Annotated in this window: 15 protein-coding genes and 1 pseudogene; 6 read left to right on the forward strand and 10 right to left on the reverse strand. The window is 75.9% G+C overall.

All coding sequences use genetic code 11. The features are described 5' to 3' along the window. Positions 1–36: 36 nt before the first annotated feature. Positions 37–1,935 (forward strand): GNAT family N-acetyltransferase, encoded by a 1,899-nt coding sequence (locus ACZ597_RS19060; RefSeq protein WP_471331215.1) that lies wholly within the window; start codon positions 37–39, stop codon positions 1,933–1,935. Here the strand turns inward: ACZ597_RS19060 and ACZ597_RS19065 are convergent. Further along, entirely contained in the window at positions 1,910–3,946 is a 2,037-nt protein-coding gene (locus ACZ597_RS19065; protein ID WP_471331217.1) for an AMP-binding protein, read from the reverse strand. The genes ACZ597_RS19060 and ACZ597_RS19065 overlap by 26 nt on opposite strands. A gap of 140 nt (positions 3,947–4,086) precedes the next feature. On the opposite strand from ACZ597_RS19065, the gene ACZ597_RS19070 reads away from it, so the two are divergent. Then, complete coding sequence (locus ACZ597_RS19070) at positions 4,087–5,967, forward strand: ABC transporter ATP-binding protein (RefSeq protein WP_471331219.1); 1,881 nt, start codon at positions 4,087–4,089, stop codon at positions 5,965–5,967. 38 nt (positions 5,968–6,005) lie between these two features. Here the strand turns inward: ACZ597_RS19070 and ACZ597_RS19075 are convergent. The 3 genes and pseudogenes from ACZ597_RS19075 to ACZ597_RS19085 form a co-directional block, all read right to left on the reverse strand. Then, positions 6,006–6,929, reverse strand: a pseudogene (locus ACZ597_RS19075) (AAA family ATPase); the annotation flags it as partial. Between the two features lie 618 nt (positions 6,930–7,547). Further along, positions 7,548–8,414, reverse strand: a complete 867-nt coding sequence (locus ACZ597_RS19080; RefSeq protein ID WP_471331222.1) for a hypothetical protein — start codon at positions 8,412–8,414, stop codon at positions 7,548–7,550. Positions 8,415–8,755: 341 nt separating this feature from the next. Beyond that, positions 8,756–9,466: a FadR/GntR family transcriptional regulator gene (locus ACZ597_RS19085; RefSeq protein WP_471331225.1), complete on the reverse strand. Its 711-nt coding sequence runs from the start codon at positions 9,464–9,466 to the stop codon at positions 8,756–8,758. 142 nt (positions 9,467–9,608) lie between these two features. Between ACZ597_RS19085 and ACZ597_RS19090 the strand changes: the two genes are divergently transcribed. Then, positions 9,609–10,103, forward strand: coding sequence for a gluconokinase (locus tag ACZ597_RS19090; protein WP_471331363.1), 495 nt, complete (start codon positions 9,609–9,611; stop codon positions 10,101–10,103). A 10-nt stretch (positions 10,104–10,113) separates the two neighbouring features. Continuing rightward, positions 10,114–11,511 carry a GntT/GntP/DsdX family permease gene (locus tag ACZ597_RS19095; RefSeq protein ID WP_471331228.1) on the forward strand — a complete coding sequence of 466 codons (1,398 nt, stop codon included), beginning with the start codon at positions 10,114–10,116 and terminating at the stop codon, positions 11,509–11,511. A gap of 23 nt (positions 11,512–11,534) precedes the next feature. Here the strand turns inward: ACZ597_RS19095 and ACZ597_RS19100 are convergent, their stop codons facing one another. From ACZ597_RS19100 to ACZ597_RS19115, 4 genes are all read right to left on the reverse strand, one after another. Next, entirely contained in the window at positions 11,535–11,777 is a 243-nt protein-coding gene (locus ACZ597_RS19100; RefSeq protein WP_471331230.1) for a hypothetical protein, read from the reverse strand. After that, entirely contained in the window at positions 11,774–12,478 is a 705-nt protein-coding gene (locus tag ACZ597_RS19105; protein WP_471331233.1) for a hypothetical protein, read from the reverse strand. The genes ACZ597_RS19100 and ACZ597_RS19105 overlap by 4 nt, the downstream gene beginning before the upstream one ends. Before the next feature lie 37 nt (positions 12,479–12,515). Next, a complete protein-coding gene (locus ACZ597_RS19110; RefSeq protein ID WP_471331236.1) occupies positions 12,516–13,307 on the reverse strand; it encodes a serine hydrolase domain-containing protein in 792 nt (263 codons plus the stop codon). A 109-nt stretch (positions 13,308–13,416) separates the two neighbouring features. Further along, on the reverse strand, positions 13,417–16,989 hold the full coding sequence (locus ACZ597_RS19115; protein ID WP_471331238.1) for a S8 family serine peptidase: 3,573 nt from the start codon (positions 16,987–16,989) through the stop codon (positions 13,417–13,419). Positions 16,990–17,214: 225 nt separating this feature from the next. Here ACZ597_RS19115 and ACZ597_RS19120 point away from each other — a divergent pair, with 225 nt between their 5' ends. Both ACZ597_RS19120 and ACZ597_RS19125 read left to right on the forward strand, forming a co-directional pair. After that, complete coding sequence (locus ACZ597_RS19120; RefSeq protein ID WP_471331241.1) at positions 17,215–18,768, forward strand: DHA2 family efflux MFS transporter permease subunit; 1,554 nt, start codon at positions 17,215–17,217, stop codon at positions 18,766–18,768. A gap of 14 nt (positions 18,769–18,782) precedes the next feature. Beyond that, positions 18,783–19,457, forward strand: a complete 675-nt coding sequence (locus tag ACZ597_RS19125) for a DUF6629 family protein (protein ID WP_471331243.1) — start codon at positions 18,783–18,785, stop codon at positions 19,455–19,457. Here the strand turns inward: ACZ597_RS19125 and ACZ597_RS19130 are convergent. Next, positions 19,421–19,609, reverse strand: coding sequence for a DUF6126 family protein (locus tag ACZ597_RS19130; protein ID WP_471331246.1), 189 nt, complete (start codon positions 19,607–19,609; stop codon positions 19,421–19,423). The genes ACZ597_RS19125 and ACZ597_RS19130 overlap by 37 nt on opposite strands. 98 nt (positions 19,610–19,707) lie before the next feature. Beyond that, a complete protein-coding gene (locus ACZ597_RS19135; RefSeq protein ID WP_471331249.1) occupies positions 19,708–20,358 on the reverse strand; it encodes a helix-turn-helix domain-containing protein in 651 nt (216 codons plus the stop codon). Positions 20,359–20,373: the final 15 nt, after the last annotated feature.

Raw genomic sequence — 20,373 nt, forward strand, 5'->3', positions numbered from 1 at the left:
GCACGGCCCCGCCCCGGACCATGGGGAGGTCAGGAAATGGCAAAGGTCAGGGCCGCGCGGTCCGGGGAGGCCGGGGCGCTGACGGCGCTGGTGATGCGGTCGAAGGCCCACTGGGGCTACGACGCCGCCTTCCTCGCCGCGTGCGCGCCGCAGCTGCGCGTACGGGAGGCCGAGCTGGCCGCCCGGAGGATCTCGGTGGCCGAAAACGCTCGGGGGGAGCTGCTGGGCCTCGCCTCCCTGGACGACGCCGGGGACACTTCCGCAGAGGGACCCGGAGGCGGACCGGGGGACGGGCCGGCGGGCCGGCTCGGGCTGCTCTTCGTGGAACCCTCGGCCATCGGGCTGGGCACCGGGCGGCTGCTGTACCGGGACGCGCTGCGCCGGGCCGCCGCCCTGGGCCTGCGCCGGCTGCTGATCGACGCCGATCCGCACGCGGCCGGCTTCTACCGTGCGATGGGCGCCGAGGAGCGGCCCGGCGCGGCCCCGGAGGGGCTCGTACGCTTCGAGGCCGCGCCCGTGCCGCTCGCGGACTGGGCGCGGGCCTGGACGGGCGGGGTCCCGGCGGTGCACGTGGGCAACGTCGCCGAGTTCAACGCGCAGTTCGCCGACGCCTCGCTCGACCGCGAGCAGCGCGCCGCGCACGACTACGCCTGCCTCGCCGCCTTCTACAGCCCCCGCCCGGCGGCCCTGGTGCTGCCCCGGGCGGTGTCCCCCGGCTGGGTCGCCCTGGTCGGCCGGCAGCTGGGCTGGGACCCGGACGTCGAGGTGTACGACGGGCTCGCGGAGCGGGGCCCCGGGCTGTCGGACGCCGTGTCGGCCCGGCCGGCGCTGGCCCGGCGGGTGACGGAGGGCGGGCTCCCCCTCGTACCGTGGGGGCTGACCGGGCCGTACGCCCGGCTCGCGGGCCTGCCGTGGCGGCCGGTGGGGCTGCGGTACGAGTCGAAGTCGGCGGCACACGCCCTGTTCGGGCGGATCCTGGCGGACGGGGGCCATCCGGGGATCACGCTCCCCGCGCAGTGGCGGGCGACCGGGCGGCGGGCGGCCGTCCGGCTGCTGGCGGCGCGGTCCCGGGCCGGCGAGAGCACCGTTCTCAAATCGGAGCACGGTGTCGGCGGCTCGGGCACCACGGTGGTCACCCCCGGGAAGGTACGGGCCGCCGGCGGGGCCCGGGCCGTTCTGCGGCGGCTGCCCCGCGGGCCGCTGCTGCTGGAGGAGTACGTGCGCGGCCCCGCGGACCCGCGCGTGCCGCGGGACCTGACCTACGACGGGTTCGTGGACGGCTCGGGCCGGCCGCACGAGGTCGGCGCGGCGGTGATGGACGTGGCCGGCGGCGGCTACCGCGGAGCGACGGTCGGCCCGGGGGTGGTTCCCGGCCGCCTCGCGGGGCCGCTGCTGGCGTTCGGGGCGGCGGTGGGCCGGGAGCTGGCGGCGTCCGGCTACCGGGGCTGGTTCGACGTGGACTTCGTCACCGACGCGGCGGGGCGGCTCGCACCGACCGAGGCCAACCTCCGGCTGACCGGCCCCTCGGCGGCCTTCATGGTGGCGGCCCGGCTGGACGAGCTGCGGGGCGCGGGGCACCTCGTACGGATCGCGGACCGGGTGGAGCTGGGCGCGCGGCTGCCCGACGCGCAGCTGGAGGCCCTGTGCGCGGACCTGGTACGGGGCTGCGCCGCGCTCGGGGCCGTGTTCGTGCCGGCGATCCCGACGGCGGCGTTCGACCCGGTGCCGTGGCTGGGCGTGCTGGTGGCCGCGCGCGGCGCGGCGGCGCTGGACGCGGCCGAGGCGCTGGTGCGGGAGCGGGCCCGCGCGGCCGGCGACGGCTTCGGGGCGGACTTCACCCCCGGCTCGGGCCCCGGCCCCGGCTCGGGCCCCGGCCCCGGCCCGCGTCCGGGGTCCGCCCCGCCGGCGGTCAGTCGTCGAAGTCGAAGGGGCTGAGCGGCTTCCGGGTCGCGTAGACGGCCACGACGAGGGCCGCGACCATGAGCGGGACGTTGAAGGCGTAGACCAGGGCGGCCTGGCGCGGCCAGTCCTGTTTGGCCGCCAGCCGGTAGAGGTTGTCCTGCGGCCACCAGGCGATCAGCAGGTACACGATCGCCAGGTGGGCGGCGGTGGTGATGCCGCGCCCCCGCCGCTGGGCCAGCATCGGCCCGCGTCCGGAGAAGAGGAACATCACCCCGGCCCCGAAGGCGAGGCTCTCGCACAGGTAGAGGATCCAGAAGAGCAGGGCCCACGGGCCGGGGACGCCGGTCAGGTCGGTGGAACCGGGCCAGATGACTCCGGTGAACCCCCGGGCGAGGAGGCCCAGCAGCGGCGCCCCGCAGCCGAGGGCGAAGGCGAGCGGCACCACCTCCGCGCTCCCGCCGGCGCCCGCCGCCCGGACTCCCCCGTACTTGCCCCCGCCCCGGCCCCCGGTCACGGGGGCCAGGAGCAGCGGCGGCTGAGGCACCTGGGTCCGGTCCTCGCGGCCGGCCCGGGTACGGGGCAGTGCCCGCATCCGGACCACGGCGCGCGGGGTCGCGCCGGCCGGCACCTTCCCCTTCAGGTACTCCCTCAGCAGGGCCGTGTCCGGCAGGGCGGCGGCGGGGGCGCCGGGCGGCGGGGAGACGTACGCGACGAGCCGGTGCCCGCCGCCGGTGACGGGGACGCGGGCGACCAGGGCGGCGCCCACTGCGGCGTGCCCGCGGATCTCGGACTCCAGCGGGTACGGGTCGATCCGGGTGCCGTCCTCCCCCTCCATCCGGTCGCCGGTCCTGCCGCCGAACTCCAGGAGCCCGTCGGGGCGCAGCACCCCGAGGTCCCCTGTGGTTATCGCCCCGCCACCGCCGGGCGGGTCCACGACGAGCTCACCGTCGAGCACCCGGACCACGCAGCCGGGGAAGGCCGTGCCGAGCAGGGAGATCCGCTCGGGCCCGTCCAGCGGGCGGGGCAGCTGCGGCAGTTCGAACCAGGCGCCGGTACCCGCGGCCTCGGTGAGGGCGTAGACGTTCAGCAAGCGGGCGCCGGGACGCAGCCGGTCCTGGAGGGCGCTGTGTTCGTCGAGGTAGAGGCGGTCCCCGCTGACGGCGAGCAGCCTCAGCGACCGGAGTTCGGCGTCCGCCTCCCGGCGGGCCCCGGGCCGGGCGGTTCCCGGCGCGGGGGCTGAGTCGTCGAGCAGCAGCTCCGCCGCGCCCGCCGGGTCGGTGTGGACCACGCCGGCCTCCGCCCTGCGGACGGCGCGGCGCACCTGCCCGGGCAGCCAGGTGGCGCCCTCGGGCAGCACGAGGGCGCCGCCTGAGCACAGGGCCCGGGTCCAGCCGGCGGCGAAGGGCGTGGTGTCCGGCCCGCCGGTGAACAGGTGCCGGTCGCCGGGGGTCAGCCGGGCCACCTCCGCCCATCCTTCGTAGGCGGCGAGCAGCAGCGCGTGGCCGACGGGCACGGGGCGCGGGGTGGGGGCGCCGGTGAACAGCACGGCCGCCCTGCCCGTACCGGCGGTACGCCCGGGCGGCCGGCCCGGGTCGGCGCCCGAGCCGGGGCCGGGGGCACGGTCGGGGTCGAGCGTGCGCAGCCCCTTGCCCGCGCCGAGGCGGGCCTCGTCGGCGGGGCGGGCGATCAGCAGGTCCGGCGCGAGGGCGGCGAGCTGCCGCCTGCCGCCGCGCGGGTCGGCGACGTCGAGGACCGCGTAGACCCCGCCTGCCTTGAGCACGGCGAGCAGGGCCGTGACCAGCTCGCGCTGCCGGGGCAGGGCGAGGGCGACCAGGCCGTTCGCGGGCAGGCCCCCGCCGGTCAGGTGCCGGGCCAGCCGGTCGGACTCCGCGTCGAGCACCGCGTACGGGACGGTCTCGTCCCCGGTGATGAGCGCGGGTGCCCGCGGGGTCCGGCGGGTCCACTCGCCGAAGCGGTCCAGTACGGTGTCGGCGCCCTGGCGGGCGGGGTGGTCCGGCTGCGATGACTGCGGTGGCTGCGTCATTCCCCGATGGTGCCACCGGGGAACGACAGCGCCCGGATGCGGCGAAGTTCCTTTGGCAAAACGTGAGTTGGCCCCCACCAGGGGGTGAGTCCACGCGGGTTGGTTGACCTGAAGTCCGCTTGAGGTCCTAGCGTAGGGGCATGGACATGGAAGTCACCGCCTGGCATTCGCTGCACAGCGCGATCAACGCCCAGCAGGACCGCCGCCCGCTCTCCCGGGCGAGCCTGCGCCGGATCGCCTCGTTCGCCCGCCCGCACCGTCGCGGGCTGACCCTCTTCCTGTTGCTGAGCGTGGCGGGAGCACTGCTGGCGGTGGCCACTCCGCTGCTGGCCAGCCGGATCGTGGACACCATCGTCGGGCACGGGGACGAGGGCGAGGTGGTCCGGCTGGCCCTGCTGATCGCGGTGATCGCCGTGGCCGAGGCCGGGCTGGGGCTGCTGACCCGCAAGCTGTCCGCCACCCTCGGCGAGGGGCTCATCCTCGACCTGCGCCGGGCGGTCTTCGACCACGTCCAGCGGATGCCGGTCGCCTTCTTCACCCGCACCCGGACGGGCGCCCTGGTCAGCCGGCTCAACAACGACGTGATCGGCGCCCAGCGGGCCTTCGCCAACACCCTCTCCGGGGTGGTCTCCAACATCGTGACCCTGCTGCTGACGCTGGGCGTGATGCTCACCATCTCCTGGCAGATCACCGTGCTGGCGCTGGTGCTGCTGCCGGTGTTCGTGCTGCCGGCCCGCCGGATGGGCGCGCGGATGGCCGGGATGCAGCGGGAGGCATCGGCGCTGAACGCGGCGATGGGCACACAGATGACGGAACGGTTCTCCGCACCCGGAGCGACCCTGGTGAAGCTCTTCGGGCGGCCCTCGGACGAGTCCGCCGAGTTCGCCGCCCGCGCGGCCCGGGTCCGCGACATCGGGATCCGGACGGCGATGGCCCAGTCGGCCTTCATCACCGCCCTGACCCTGGTCTCCGCGCTGGCCCTCGCCCTGGTGTACGGGCTGGGCGGGTACTTCGCCCTGCGCGGCACGCTGGAGGCCGGCTCCGTGGTCGCCCTCGCCCTGCTCCTGACCCGGCTGTACGCCCCGCTGACCGCGCTCGCCGGGGCCCGGGTCGAGGTGATGAGCGCCATGGTCAGCTTCGAGCGGGTCTTCGAGATCCTCGACCTGAAGCCGCTGATCGCCCAGAAGCCGGACGCCGTGGAGGTGCCCGACGGCCCGGTGTCCGTGGAGTTCGACCGGGTCTCCTTCGGCTACCCCTCCCCCGACAAGGTCTCCCTCGCCTCCCTGGAGGAGGTGGCCGTGCTCGACGCCCGGGGCGGCACCCGGGTCCTCCACGAGGTGTCCTTCAGCGCGGAGCCCGGCCAGATGATCGCCCTCGTCGGTTCCTCGGGCGCCGGCAAGTCGACCATCGCCCAGCTGCTGCCGAGGCTGTACGACGCCGACGCGGGCGCGGTCCGCCTGGGCGGCGTCGACGTGCGGGACCTCAGCGCCGACTCCATCCGCGACACCCTCGGCATGGTCACCCAGGACGGCCACCTCTTCCACGAGTCGGTACGGTCCAACCTGCTGCTGGCCCGGCCCGGGGCGGGCGAGGACGAGCTGTGGGAGGCCCTGCGCCGCTCCCGCCTGGACACCCTGGTCGCCTCGCTCCCGGACGGCCTGGACACCGTCGTCGGCGAGCGCGGCTACCGGCTGTCGGGCGGGGAGCGGCAGCGGCTGACCATCGCCCGGCTGCTGCTGGCCCGGCAGCGGGTGGTGATCCTCGACGAGGCCACCGCCCACCTGGACTCCACCTCGGAGGCGGCGGTGCAGGAGGCGCTGGCCGAAGCCCTCTCCGGCCGAACGGCCGTGGTGATCGCGCACCGGCTGTCCACGGTCCAGGCCGCCGACCTGATCCTGGTGGTGGAGGACGGCCGGATCGTCGAACGCGGCACGCACCCCGCGCTGCTGGAGGCGGACGGCCGGTACGCCGAGCTGTACCGCACCCAGTTCGCCACGCGCGGCGCGCCCGCCGCGGGGTAGGGAACGCAGCGGGGCGGGGAACGCCACGGGGCCGGCCGTCAGTCGTCCAGGAACACGATCCGGCGGCCCTGTCCGGAGGAGCCCTGGGCGGTGGTGGCCGCGAAGCGCCCGGCGGGGACGGCGCGTTCGCGGCCCCAGGCCCTGATCTCCTCGATCTGCTCCGGGTTGTTGCGGCTGAGCGGGACCGTGTTGGAGAAGGTGTCCTCCACGAAGTCCGGCCGCATCTGCTCGGTGCCGCCGCCCAGGTAGACCTCGGCGCCGACGTCGTGCAGGGCGGCCTCGAAGTCCGAGCCGGCGAAGCCGTCGGAGAGGTCCACGAGCCGGGCGAGCTGCTCGCGGCCGGGCTCGGTCCTCAGGTAGCGGCGGTAGTAGATCCCGATGATCTCCTCCCGGTCCCGGGGGTCGGGCAGGTCGACGAAGAACAGTTCGTCGAAGCGGCCCTTGCGCAGCAGCTCCGGCGGCAGGCTGCGGACGTCGTTGGCGGTGGCCACCACGAAGGCGCGGGACTGCGACTCCTGGAGCCAGAAGAGGAACTGGCCGATGATGCGCTGCGGCACCCCGGTGCCGTCGTTCACACCGGCCAGGCCCTTCTCGATCTCGTCGATCCACAGCACGCAGGGCGCGACCCGGTCGGCGGTCTCCAGCGCCTCCCGGAAGCGGCCCTCCGACTCGCCGAGGTACTTGCCGTGGATGGAGCCCGTGTCCAGCCGGTACAGCGGCAGCTGCCACTGGGCGGCGATCGCCTTCGCGGACAGCGACTTGCCGCAGCCCGGTACGCCCACCAGCAGCACTCCGCGCGGCGGCCGCAGGTCGGTGGCGCGCAGGTCGGCCTGGAGGAGGCGGCCGCGCCGGCTCAGCCAGTCGCGGAGGTTGCTCAGGCCGCCGACCGCGTAGTCGGAGGCCTTCAGGGGCACCTTCTGCAGCCCGGTCAGGTCGTTGAAGATGCGGTCCTTGGCCGGTGCGGGAATGCGCGAGGGCCCGGCCGGCGTCGAACTCGTCGCCGGCGGCGTCCAGGGCGGCGGTCAGCGCGGCCGCCCAGCCTCGCAGGCGGTCCAGGGCGTCGGTGAGCTCCCCGGAGAACCGGACCCAGGTCTCGGGGTGGAAGTCCTCCGGGCGCAGTGCGGGCAGCCGGGCGGCGGTCTCGGCGGTGGCGGCGCCGCCGTGCGCGCCCCAGTCGCGCAGGAACCGCGTCCAGGTCTGGTAGGGCGAGGAGGCGGTCGCGGACCTCGCCGAGGACCGGTCCGGCCATGCGGTGCCCGTCGAGGACGAGGACGGCCAGGTCGTCGGCGGTGAAGCCGAGGTGGCCGGCCGCGGGTGTCCCGGGGGCGGCGGTGAGCCGGCTCTCCCCGGGGAACCGGTCGGGAAGCCGTTCCCCCAGCAGCCGGGCGGCGAGCAGTGCGGCGCGCCGGGCGCCTTCGCCGGGGGCGGTGCGCAACGCGGTGAGGAGGAGGGCGAGTTGCCGTAGGGACGCGGGGTCCAGGCGGGGCCCCAGCGCGTCCCAGTCGGCGGCCGCGGCGGCCAGCCGGGCGTAGGGGTCGCTCATGCGGGGCGCCCGTCCGGTTGGGTGAGCAACTCCTCGATCAGGTCGGCGCGTTCGGGGCGGCGTACCAGGAGGTGGACGTCCCGGTCGCCGCCCCGGGCGAGTTCGGCCTCGACGGCGGCCCAGACGGCGGCGAGGCTGTCCGCGGGTGACAGTCCGCCGCGGCGCCCAGCAGGGGCAGGCGGACGGAGGTCCGGGCGGGGCCGTCGGCCAGCAGGGCGAAGACGCGGGTGACGGCGCGGGTGACGTCGGCCGGCAGGACGTCGTAGTCGTTGGTGCCGGGCCGGGGTACCGCCACCGCCGCGTGGTGGATGTGGCGGATGCCCTGCGCTTCGAGGGCTCCGGCGCCGGTGACGGCGACCGTGCCGGGCGCCACCGGGAGGCCGTGCGGGGCGTACCGGTCGGTCCAGGCGCGCAGTTCGTCCCGGATGCGGTCCTCGACGAGGCGGCCGGCCGGGTCCCGTACGGCGCCCGCGCGGCGCAGGGAGGCGGCGACGGAGGACTTGTACGGCTCGGGGAGGGCGAAGTGGGTGTTCGACGGGGAGACCACGGCGTCGATGTCGCGCAGCAGGTCGACGGGGTGCACGTGCAGGGTCAGCGTGTGCTCGCGGCCGCCGGCCCGGACGGTGATCCGGCGGTGGCTGGGGGCCAGCCGGCGGGCCGGGTTCGGGGGCTGCGGCGGGTCGGCGGCGCCGCCCTCGGGTGAGGGGACGCCGGCGGCGCGGCGGACGAGCTGCTCGGCCACCTGGCCGAGCACCATCAGCTCCTGGTGCTTGCGGAAGCGCTCCACGCTGACCCCGTACACCTGGGCGGCGCGTCTGCGGCGGTCGGCGGGGGGCCAGTCCCGGGTGCCGCGCGCGAGGCCGAGGCCGTACTCGGCGGCCTCCTGGAGGGTGCCCCCGCCCATGGCCCGGCGACGGCGCTGCGCAACAGCCGCTCGACGGCGGGGAAGTGCGGCTCTCCGGGGCCCCCCGCCCCCGGACCGGCCGACATGCCGGTGAGCAACGGGAGCCTGAGCTCACGCAGTCGGACGATACCGGCCCGCCGCACTTCCCTCACCTCCGCGAGGACCTCCCCGTAGTCCGGCAGTTGTGTGGGCGACATGGCGGAAGGATCGCACCGCCCGCGCGCCACGGACAAGCCGGAACCGGCCCTCTTCTCCATGGTGCGGGAGCGGGCCGGTCGCGGCCGGGGCGTCCGCGGGGCGCGGCGGGTCGGTTCCGGGTCGGATCCGGGTCGGACCCCGCTTCAGGGGGCGAGCACGTCGAGTTCTTCCAGGGCGCCGAGGGCGATCCGCCGGGTCAGGGCCTCGGCGGCGGCCGCGTCCCCTTCGCGCACCGCCTCGGCGACCCGTACGTGCAGGGTGACGGCGGCCGGGTCGGGGTCGTGGAACATCACGGCGTGCTGGGTGCGGCCGGTGAGGACCTCGGCGACGACGTCGCCGAGCCGGGCGAACATCTCGTTGCCGGAGGCGTCGAGGACGGTGCGGTGGAAGGCGACGTCGTGGTGGAGGTAGCCCTCCAGCTGATGGCCGCGTGAGGTGCGGACCATGCCGAGGGCCGCCTCGGTGAGGCGCGCGCACTGCTCGGGGGTGGCGCGGGAGGCCGCGAGTCCGGCGGCGACGGGTTCGACGGCCGAGCGCAGCACGGTCAGGGACCGCAGCTGGCGGGGGCGGTCGGCGCCGGCGAGGCGCCAGCGGATGACGCGCGGGTCGTAGACGTTCCACTCCTCGGCGGGGCGGACGGTGACCCCCACCCGGCGGCGGGACTCGACGAGCTGCATCGACTCCAGGACGCGGACCACCTCCCGGACGACGGTGCGGGAGGCGTCGAAGCGCCCGGCGATCTCGTCCGTGCGCAGGACGCTGCCGGGCGGGTGCTCCCCCGCCGTGATCGCGAGGCCGAGGGTGTCCAGCACCTGGGAGTGGAGTCCTTGGCCCGGACTGCCTTCGGTGGTCATGGCGTAAGCGTACGGTGACGCCCTCAGCCGTAAAAGATATGACGTTTTCCGGCTCGACCCTTGAACAAGTACTACTTAATAGGCTTCAGTGGTGCTCCCAGCGACGAGAACAGCGAGGTACGACGTGAGCTCCCAGCGCGTCATGGTGGTGATGGGCGTCGCCGGCACCGGCAAGACGACCGTGGGGCGGCTGCTCGCTGAGGCGCTCGGCCTCCCGTACGCGGAGGGCGACGCCTTCCATCCGGCGGCCAACGTGGCCAAGATGTCGGCCGGTACCCCGCTGGACGACGCCGACCGCCGGCCCTGGCTGGACGCCATCGGCGAGTGGATCCGCAACCGGGCCGCGCCGCAGGGCGGCGTGGTCGCCGCCTCCTGCCTCAAGCGCTCCTACCGCGACCGGCTGCGCGCGGCCGCCCCGGACGCCGTGTTCGTCCACCTCACGGGCGAGCGGCGGCTCATCGAGAAGCGGATGGCGGACCGCCGGGGCCATTTCATGCCCGCCTCCCTGCTGGACTCCCAGTTCGCCGTGCTCGAACCGCTCCGGGCGGACGAGCGCGGGATCGCCGTCGATGTCGCCGGCACGCCCGAGGAGATCACCGACCGGGCGCTCGCCGCCCTCCGAACGTTCGAGAGTTGAGGAACCCACCGTGACCGGTCTCAGCGTCGAGACTCTGGCGGCGGCCGCCCCCGGACCCATCACCTCGGCCGGCGACGCCCGGCTGGGGGTCGCCGTCCTGGCGGGCATCGCCGTCATCGTGCTGCTCATCACCCGCCTCAAGATGCACGCCTTCCTGGCCCTGACGGTCGGTTCGCTCGCCCTCGGCTCCTTCGCGGGCGCCCCGCTGAACAAGACGATCGCCAGCTTCACCGCGGGCCTCGGCGCCACGGTCGCGGGGGTCGGCGTCCTCATCGCGCTCGGCGCGATCCTCGGCAGGCTGCTGGCGGACTCTGGCGGGGCGGACGAGATCGTGGACACGATCCTGGCCCGCGCCCGGGGCCGGGCGATGCCGTGGGCGATGGTGCTGATCGCCTCGGCGATCGGGCTGCCGCTCTTCTTCGAGGTCGGCATCGTGCTGCTGATCCCGGTGGTGCTGCTGGTCGCCCGGCGCGGCGGCTACTCCCTGATGCGGATCGGCGTGCCCGCGCTGGCCGGCCTGTCGGTGATGCACGGGCTGATCCCGCCGCACCCCGGCCCGCTGGTCGCCGTCGACGCGCTGCACGCGAACCTGGGCGTCACCCTCGCCCTCGGGGTGCTCGTCGCGGTCCCGACGGTGGTCATCGCCGGGCCGCTGTTCTCCCGGTACGCGGCGCGCTGGGTGGACGTCCCGGCGCCCGGGCCCGGGGTCCCCGAGCGCCCGCCGGAGGAGCCCGCCCACCGCCCCCGGTTCGGGGCGACGGTCTTCACGGTGCTGCTGCCGGTGGCGCTGATGCTGGTCAAAGCACTGGTCGACATCGTTGTCGACGACCCGGCGCACACCGTGCAGAAGGTCGCGGACGTCGTCGGCTCCCCGCTGATCGCCCTCCTCGCCGCCGTCCTGGTCGGGATGTTCACCCTGGGACGGGCCGCCGGGTTCACCCGGGCGCGGCTGTCGTCCACCGTGGAGAAGTCACTCGCCCCGATCGCGGGGATCCTGCTGATCGTGGGCGCAGGCGGCGGCTTCAAGCAGACGCTGATCGACGCGGGCGTGGGGCAGATGATCCTGGACGTCTCCAAGGACTGGTCCGTTCCGGCCCTGCTGCTGGCCTGGCTGATCGCGGTCGCCATCCGGCTGGCGACGGGCTCGGCGACGGTCGCCACCATCTCGGCGGCCGGCCTGGTGGCACCGCTGGCGGCGGGCATGTCCACGACGGAGACAGCGCTGCTGGTCCTGGCGATCGGCGCGGGCTCGCTGTTCTTCAGCCATGTCAACGACGCCGGGTTCTGGCTGGTCAAGGAGTACTTCGGGATGAGCGTCGGACAGACCCTCAAGACCTGGTCGGTGATGGAGACCGTCATCTCGGTCACCGCCCTGGGCTTCGTCCTGCTGCTGTCGCTGGTCCTCTGACCCGGCCGGCGGCCGCCGGGGGTTCACTGGCGCGGTGGGTGCGGGCCCTCCAGCTGCGCCGCCGCGAGGGCGAGGCCGGAGGCGGCGCGGGCGCAGCGGTCGGCGAGGGCGGCGACCTCGGCGCGGTACGCGTCGGCCTCCCGGCCGCGCCACTCCAGGGCGGCCGCCCCCGCCCGGAGGCGCCGGGCGTGGGAGCGCAGGGCGGCGGAGTGGGTGCGCAGCCCGTCCGCCGGGGCGGGGCGGCTCGGCGGGGGGCAGTCGCTCACGGGCTCCTCCAGGGGTTCGCGGCCGCGGGCGCCGGTGCCGGCGGGCCGGGGCTGCGGGCGCAGAAGGCCCGCAGGGCGGCGCCGAGGCCCAGCAGGGGATCGGCGGGGACGGCCCGCCCGGTGGCCACCTGCCAGCCCGCGTGGTCGTTGAACGGGTTCTCGTCGGTCAGGGCGTGCCAGGCCAGGACGTCCGCGAACGCCGGGGTCAGCAGGGCGAAGGCCCGCGCGGCGCCCCGTTCGCGCAGCAGGGTGCGGAAGGCGCGGGCCGCGTCGGCCTGGCGGTCCTCCGCGACCGCCCGCAGCACGGCGGCGCAGTCCGGGTCGGCCAGCAGTTCGGGGCGGTCCACGGTCGCGGCGCGGATCCGCCCCTTGAGCCCGCAGACGGCGGTGCTGACGGCGAGGCTCTCGCGGCCGCCCAGGACCCCGGCGAGCCAGCCGGCCCGGGCCAGGCCCCGCCCGCGCGGGGCCCAGCCGAGTCCGGCCGGGTCGGTGAGGGTGCGCAGCAGGGTCCGCCAGGCCCGGCGGCGGCTCCCGCCGCGGCCGACGAGCGCCCCTGCCGTCAGGCGGGGCCCGAGGGCGAGTCCGGAGGCGTACCGGGCGGCCTCGCCCACGGCGTCCGCGGCCTCGGCCAGGTCCCGGCACAGGGCGTCGAGCGTGCCGGCGTCCGGCTCGGTTGCCAGGGCGGTCGCGGCGTCGGACATGGGTTCCTCGCGGTGGCTCCGTACGGTGACTTCGGCATCACCGTACGTCCGCCCCGCGGGCGGCGCGCGCGGGAGCGGACCCGAACGCGGCCTCGCGGAACGCGGCGCGCGGCGGGCCCGCGCCGTCGCTGCCGGGGCCGGGGACTAGCAGCGCCCAGCGGCTCTGGCGGGGGGAGATCCACACGGCCGGGCCGGAGCCGGACGGGGGGTGGTGGGTCCAGACCCCGGCCGGCGCGGGGTGCCAGAGCAGGCCGCGCGAGGGGGTGAGTTCGCCGGTGCGGATCCGCAGCGACTCGGCGGTCCAGGCGCGGGTGACGGGCCGGTCGGCGGTGTCGGCGGTGCCGGGGGTGTCCTCGACGGCGAGGAGGTGGCGCAGGAACCGGGCGAGGTCGGCCGGGCAGGTGCGCAGGGCGGCGCCGGCGAAACGGGTGCGGGTCATGCCGAGGGGCTGCCAGACCCGGGTGCGGGCGCAGTCGGCCAGCGGGGTGCCGGCGAGGTGTTCGGCGAGGCGGGTGAGGGCGTCGAGGGGGGCCGGGCCGTCGCCCCGGGTGAGCAGGTGGTGGGCGGTGGTGCCGCCGGGCAGCCCCGCCGGGGCGGCCGCCCCGTAGGCGGTGAGGGGGGTGTGCAGGGTCAGCTCGCCCCGGGCGACGAGGCCGCCGAGGACGGGCCAGAGGGCGAGCAGCGGGGTCAGCGCCCCGGCGTCGAGCGGGGCGTCCCAGTCTTCGTCCGGGGTGCCGGGGCGGGCTGCGTGGACGGCTTCCGCCGAGCCCACCGCCCAGAACGCGGCCGGGCCGGCGGCTCGTACGAGTGCCTCGATCTGCGGCGTCATGGTCCGCCACGCTACGTCGGCCCGCCGGACGGGCCGGGTACGCCGGCCGGGATGTCCCTGCGGAGGCGCCGCCCGCCACCCGAATGCCGGGGCGGCGGGCGGCCGCCGGTCAGGGCTGGTTCTTGTCGGGGCGGTCGGTCACCCGGAGGGTGTTGACCAGGGGCTTGCCGAAGCCGTTGTGCGTGACGAAGCGGAGGTTGAGCACCCCGTCGGTGACCTTGACCGTGTAGGTCCTGGTCAGGGCGGTGTAGGTGCCCGCCTCCAGGGAGATGTCCAGCGAGGGCAGGATCTGGCCGCCCTCGGCGAGGACGTCGAAGACGCGCTTGTCGGGCCGGGTGCCGGAGAGCTCGGCGAAGCCCAGCTCCACGGTGTAGGTGCCGTTCGGGACGTTGTCGAAGCGGTATTCGTACATGCCTTCGCGGGCGCTGCGGAAGAGCCGCTGCTCACCGGTGCCGGCGATGGTGCGGCCGGTGGAGTGGACGTTGGAGCTGCCCTGGTAGCCGTACGAGCCGGCGGTGTACTTGCGGTCCGGGGACCAGGCGTCGCCCGCCGCGTCCGTACCCGCCCCGTCGGAGCCGGCGTCCACGGCGGTCTGGTAGCGCGGTACGACGATCTTGACGGGGACGGTGAGCACGGGGGTGCGTCCGCTGGCCGAGGTGATCCGCAGCCCGGTGCTCAGCACCGTGCCAGGGGCCAGCCCGGCGGTGTCCGCCGTGAGGGCGAGCGGGGCCTTGCCGCCGGTCGGGAGGTTCCCCTCCGCCGGGGTCACCGTCAGCCAGGGTGCGTCTTCGGCGACCGTGTAGGCGGTGGTGAGGCCGGGGTTGGTGAGCTCCAGGGTGCGGGTGCGCCGCTGGCCGGCGGGGAGGACCAGCTCCACGGCGGGCGCGGCGGCGGTGACCCGGCCGGTGCGCAGCGACTGGCTGACCGCGGTGACGTCGGCCGGCTTGACGTCGGCGGTGGTGGTGGCGGTCTCGTAGGAGGGCGCGGCCAGGGTGACCGTACGGGCGCCCGAGGGGCTCTGGACCACGTACCCGCCGTCTGCGGCGGTGGTGGCGGAGACGGCCGAGTCCCCGCTGCCGACGGTCACGGTGGCGCCGGGGACGCCGTTGCCGTCGTTGGCGTCGAGCACCCGGCCGGTGACGACTCCGCTGCGGGTGGTGCGGAAGCCGATGGAGAGGCCGTCGGTGACGGCGGCGGTGTTGAAGGAGTACTTGAAGGCGTCGGTGCCGGCGGCGTTCTCCACGCCGACGGTGGCGGTGGAGCCGCCCTTGATGCCGGTGCCGCCCGTCCCCTTGTAGGAGTAGGTGATGTTGCCGTCCTCGCCGATGGCCGCCGAGAAGGAGAAGGTGTCGGTCTGCGCGGACCAGTGGGCGACCTGGCGCCACTCGATCACGTAACTGCGGTGCGGGGCGGTGCCCGTGACGGCGGTGAAGACGCCCGATCCGCTGTCGGCGGCGCCGACGACGAGGTCGTCCCAGAAGGGGTAGAGGGCCGCGTTGGGGGTGGCGGCGCTCGGGATGTCGCCGTTGACGTCGCCGGTGTGGTTCCCGCCGAGGCTGACCGTGCCGTTGGTGCCGATCCAGGCCTGCGCGTACGTCTTCCCGTAGAGCGGCAGCGGGAAGGGCAGGTCGACGCGCTCGGTGGTGTTGTCGCCGGTCAGGGCGAGCCGCCGGTCGCCGGCGGAGTACGGGCGGCCGCCGCCCGCGGCGCAGGCGTAGCCGTAGCCGTCGGTGCGCTCGGGGAGGGCGATGGCGACGGTGGTGTCGCCGGTGACGGTGGCCTTGGCCGTGCCGGCGGTCAGGCAGCGGGCGGGGTGGGCGGCGTTCACGTCGTAGGTGCCGTGGGGCAGGGTGACCTCGAAGCGGCCCTGCGCGTCGGTGGTCGCGGTCACCGGGGTGTCCGCGACGGTGACGGCCGCTCCGGCGGCGGGCCCGGCGGGCGAGGTGACGGTGCCGGTGAGCTTGGCACTGGCCGCCCGGGTCAGGGTGAGGTCGGCGGTGGCGGTGGCCTGCTCGGTGACGGTCGCCGTCGTGCCGCGCTGTCCGTAGCCGAACTTGGACGCCGTGATCTCGTAGGCGCCGGTGGACAGCACGCCGAAGCGGTAGGTGCCGTCGGCGGCGGTGGTGGCGGTCCGGTCGATCGGGCCGTGCGCGGTGACCTTGGCGCCGGCGACGGGCTGGCCGTCGTCACCGCGGACGGTGCCGGCGAGGGCGCCGACCGCGCCGCGCGGGGCGGAGTTGACGGCGGCCAGGGCGTCGAGGCGGCCCTCGCCGAAGACGTTGTTGTCGGCGGGGGTGCCGCCGCACTGGCCGTTGTCCGTGTCCTGGGCGGTGCCGTCCAGCAGGGCTTCCGTCTGCGCCACGTCGCCGGCGAGGGAGGGCGCGGCCGACCACAGCAGGGCCACGGTGGCGGCGGTGTGCGGCGAGGCCATGGAGGTGCCGGAGAAGGAGGAGTACTCGCCGCCGGGGACGGAGGAGCGGACGTTCACGCCGGGGGCGGCGATGTTCGGCTTGACGATGCCGCCGGGGCCGGCGCCGCGCGAGGAGAACGAGGCGATGGCACCGTCGCTGCCGAAGGCGCCGGAGCTGTAGGAGCGCGCGTAGTCGCCGGGCGAGCCGCTGGTCGCACAGCCGGGGCCGGCGTTCCCGTTGGAGAAGGCGGGGAAGATGCCGGCGGCGCGCCAGGTGTCGACGACCTGCTGGTACCAGTCGTCGTGCGCGGCACTGCCCCAGGAGTTGTTGACGACGTGCGGGGCGAGGTCGGGGCGCGGGTTCTGGCCGTTCAGGTCGGTCGGGGCGACGATCCACTGTCCGGAGGCGAGGAGGGAGGCCTCGGAGCAGGAGTTGGACTCGCAGCCCTTCGCGGCGATCCACTTGGCGCCGGGGGCGACGCCGATCTTGTTGGCGCCGCCGTCGTCGCCGACCATGGTGCCCATGGTGTGGGTGCCGTGGTCGTTGTTGTCGCAGGGCGCGGCGCCGGCGCAGACCCCGGCCGGGTCGAACCAGTTGTGGTTGTGGTCGTAGGTCCCGTCCGCGTTCCTGCCGCGGTACTGGTTGCTGACGGCGGGGTGGGTGTGGTCGACGCCGCTGTCGATGTTGGCGACGACGATGCCCTCGCCGCGTACGCCGAGCTGGTCCCAGACCTGGGGTGCCTTGATCCGGTCGATGTTCCATTCGACGGCGTCGGCGGCGGTCTTCTCCCGGGTGCCTGCGGCGGGCTTGGGGAGGCTGACCTTGTCGTCGGCGTCGATGCGGGCGACCTCGGGGCGCTCGGCGAGGGTACCGGCGAGTTTGCGGCTGCCGACGACGCGGACGGCGTTCACGATCCAGTACGAGGTGTACTCGGCCCCGGCGCCGTCCAGGGCCTTGCGCACCTCGGCCTGGGTGCGCGCGGCGTGGTCCTTCTTGGTGCGCAGAACCGTTTCGGCCTTGGCGGCGCGGGTCGGCTGCCGCCCCGCGGCGGTCAGGTCGGCGGCACTGTCGAGGTAGACCCAGAAGACGGCCTTCTCCGAGCCGTCGAACTGGGCGCGGAGGGCCGGTTCGAGCTTGCGCTCGGCCGGGGTGGGCGCGGGGCCGGGCTCGGGGGCGGCGGCGGCGACGCCCGCGCCGACCGGGAGGAGCAGGGCGGCGCTCAGAGCGGCGAGCGCCGCGCGTAAGGAACGTCGTCGGTGGCGTTGTGGCACGTGTCGTCTCCTCTTGCGCCGTCGGCGCGTGCAGATCGTGCGGGAAGGTCGTGCGGATCGTGCGGGAAGGTCGTGCGTGACGTGCGCGGGTCATGTTCTGGGAGGTGCCATGTGCATTACAAGAGGGCCTCGTGAGCCACGGACCGGACGGGTCCCCAGGGGTCGCCGCGCGCCCCGGAGCCCCGCCCGGTGGCCTTTCGGGCGCGGGCGCGTCAGCCTGGGGGGATGAGCTCGCTGCCCGGCGAACCCGTGCCCGGACCCGGCCCCTCACCCGCGTCCGGGCCCCGCCCCGCGCCCGCCCCGGAACCGGCGGTCGCGCTCGGCTCCGCGCGGGGGCGGTGGATCCTGGTCGCCACCGTGCTCGGGTCGGCGATGGCCCTGCTGGACTCGACCGTGGTCAACGTGGCCCTGCCCCGCATCGGGCGGGACCTCGGCGCGGACCTGGCGGTACTCCAGTGGACCGTGAACGCCTACCTGCTGACCCTGGCCGGTCTGATCCTGGTGGGCGGGGCGCTCGGCGACCGGTTCGGGCGGCGCCGGATCTTCGTGCTCGGCGTGGTGTGGTTCGCGGCGGGCTCGCTGCTGTGCGGGCTCGCGCCGAACGCCGCGATCCTGATCGCCGCCCGCGCCCTCCAGGGCATCGGCGGCGCACTGCTGACGCCCGGTTCCCTCGCACTGATCCAGGGCTCGATCCGGGCGGACGACCGGGCCCGCGCGGTGGGCCTGTGGTCGGGGTTCGGCGGCGTCGGCGCGGCCGTGGGGCCCTTCCTCGGCGGCTGGCTGGTGGACGGGCCGGGCTGGCGGTGGGTGTTCCTGCTGAACGTGCCGGTGGCCGCGCTGTGCGTGCCGGTGGCGCTTAAGCACGTACCGGAATCACGGGACCCGGGGGCGACCGGGCGGTTCGACGTGCTCGGCGCGGTACTGGGCGCGGCCTCGCTGGGCCTGCTGACGTACGCGCTGATCGAGGCCCGGTCCGCGGCGGCGCCGGTGATCGCCGCGGCGGTGGGCGGGGTGCTGCTGGCGGCCGTGTTCGTGTACGTCGAACGGCACCGGCCGGATCCGATGGTCCCGCCGGACATGTTCTCCTCCCGGCAGTTCACCGCGGTCAACCTCGTCACCCTGTTCGTGTACGCGGCCTTCGGCGGCTTCTTCTTCCTGGTCGTGCTCCAGCTCCAGGTGGTGTCCGGGTACTCCGCCCTCGGGGCCGGGGCCGCACTGCTGCCCACCACCGCCCTGATGCTGCTGCTGTCCTCGCGGGCGGGGGCGCTGGGGGAGCGGATCGGGCCCCGCGTGCCGCTCACCGTCGGACCGCTGCTGTGCGCGGCCGGGACGCTGCTCATGCTGCGCGTGGGCCCGGACGCCTCGTACGCAGGGGACGTACTGCCGGCCATAGTGGTGATGGGCGCGGGCATGACCCTGCTGGTGGCCCCGCTGACCGCGACCGTCCTGGCCTCGGTGCCGGCCGGCCGGGCGGGTCTGGCCAGCGGGATCAACAACGCCGCCGCGCGGGCCGCCGGACTGCTCGCGGTGGCCGCGCTGCCGCTGCTGGCGGGGATGGGCCCGGACGCGTACCTGTCCGCCGGGGCCTTCGACTCCGCCTTCGGGCGGGCCGTGCTCTGGTGCGCGGGGGCCCTGGTGGCGGGCGCCGCCACCGCGTGGGCGACCGTACGCTCCCCCGCGCCCGGGGTCTGCCACCCCGAGTGCCACACGCACTGCGCGATCGGCGCCCCACCACTGGAACACCCCTCGGCGCCGGATTCGGCGCAGGGCCCGCGCTGACGGGGAGGGCCCGCGTGTGCTGGAGCGCGGCGGCGGACCTGACGGCGGGCACCGCCGTGGCCGCCGTCGGGGTGGTGTGCCTGGCCCGCGTCCGGCGGGCCCGCGACCTGCCCGTCGCCGCGCTGCCGCTGCTGCTCGGCGCGCACCAGCTGGTCGAGGCCGCCGTCTGGCGCGCGGGCGGCGGCTGCGGCCCGGCCACCACGGCCTGGGCCGTGATCGCGCTGCCGCTGCTGCCGCTGTGGGTGCCGCTCGGGGTGCCGCTCGCCGCCGCGCCCGGGGGCCGGCGCCGGCTGTGGCGGCCGGCTGCCGCGGGACTCGCCACCGCCGCGGTGCTCGCGTACTGCCTGGCCGCGCGGCCGGTGGGCGCCGCGGTCCGGGGGCGGGTGATCGGCTACGGGGTCGACGTCCCCTGGGCCCCGCTGGCCCCGCTGGTCCTGGCGGGCTACCTGTACGCCACCCTCGGCGCCCTGCTGCTCGCCGGGGACCGGACGCTGCGGCTGCTGGGGGCGGTGCTGGCCGCCGGGGCGGTGGTCTGCGCGGCCCTGTGGCGGCTGGAGTTCGCCTCCACCTGGTGCGCCTTCGCGGCGACGGCCTCGGTGCTGGTCCTGGGCTGGGTACGGCGCCCGGACGGGGCACCGGCCCGCGGCCGGGACTACTGGTTCTGGCCGCCCAGGACGAAGAGCAGGTAGACGAAGAAGGCGAAGAGGTGGCCGACGAACAGGTACGCGACGAGCCTGATGACCAGACCGCGCGGGAACTTGGACTCGAACCGCTGGCGGATGGTCGGCGGCGCCTCCGGCTGCTGCTGCTCCGTAACGGCCTGCTCTGCGGTGGCGGGCATCTGGTCTCCTCGGGACTGGGGCTCGGGCTCGGAAACGGGCTCGGAAACGGATGTGCACACGGATTCGGAAACGGATTCGGACACGGCGGCGGCTCCCCCTAGTGCTGGTTCGTGGTCTTGGCGCCGAGGCACAGCCCGGCGAGGCTGCTCTGCAGCAGCGTGTGGACGAACAGCAGCTCGCACCCGCCCGGCCCCGCCGCGCCGATCCGGTGCGGGGTCAGCGAGTCGAAGTGCGCGCTGTCCCCCGGCTCCAGCAGGTGCTCGGCCTCCCCCAGGTGCAGCCGCAGCCGCCCGCTGAGCACGTACAGCCACTCCTCCCCGGGGTGTACGCGGACCAGCTCCCCCTGGCTGCGCCCGTGCGGGACGTGCACGCGCAGCGCCTGCATCCCCCGCCCGGAGCCGCCGGCCTGCCAGTACGTCCACCCGTCGGCCTCGCGGGCCCCCGGTCCGCCGGCCCGTACGATGGGATCGGCTACGGCGGGGGTCTCGCCGAGCAGCTCGGAGACGGTCGTACCGTAGGTGCGGGCGAGCCCGAGCAGCAGCGGCAGCGAGGGCTGGCGCCGTCCGGTCTCCAGCCGGGACAGGTGCGCGGGCGAGAGCCTGGCCCGCGCGGCGGCGGCCTCCAGCGTGAGCCCGGCGCGCCTGCGCAGTTCGCGCAGCTGCGGGGCGACGGCGGGCAGCCCGTCGGCGACGGCGTCCTCGGGGCCTGCGCCGCCGGTGCCGTCTGGTTCCTCGGAACGGGGCGTCATAACCCGATTGAGCCA

Source organism: Streptomyces sp. NPDC040718 (assembly GCF_055593565.1).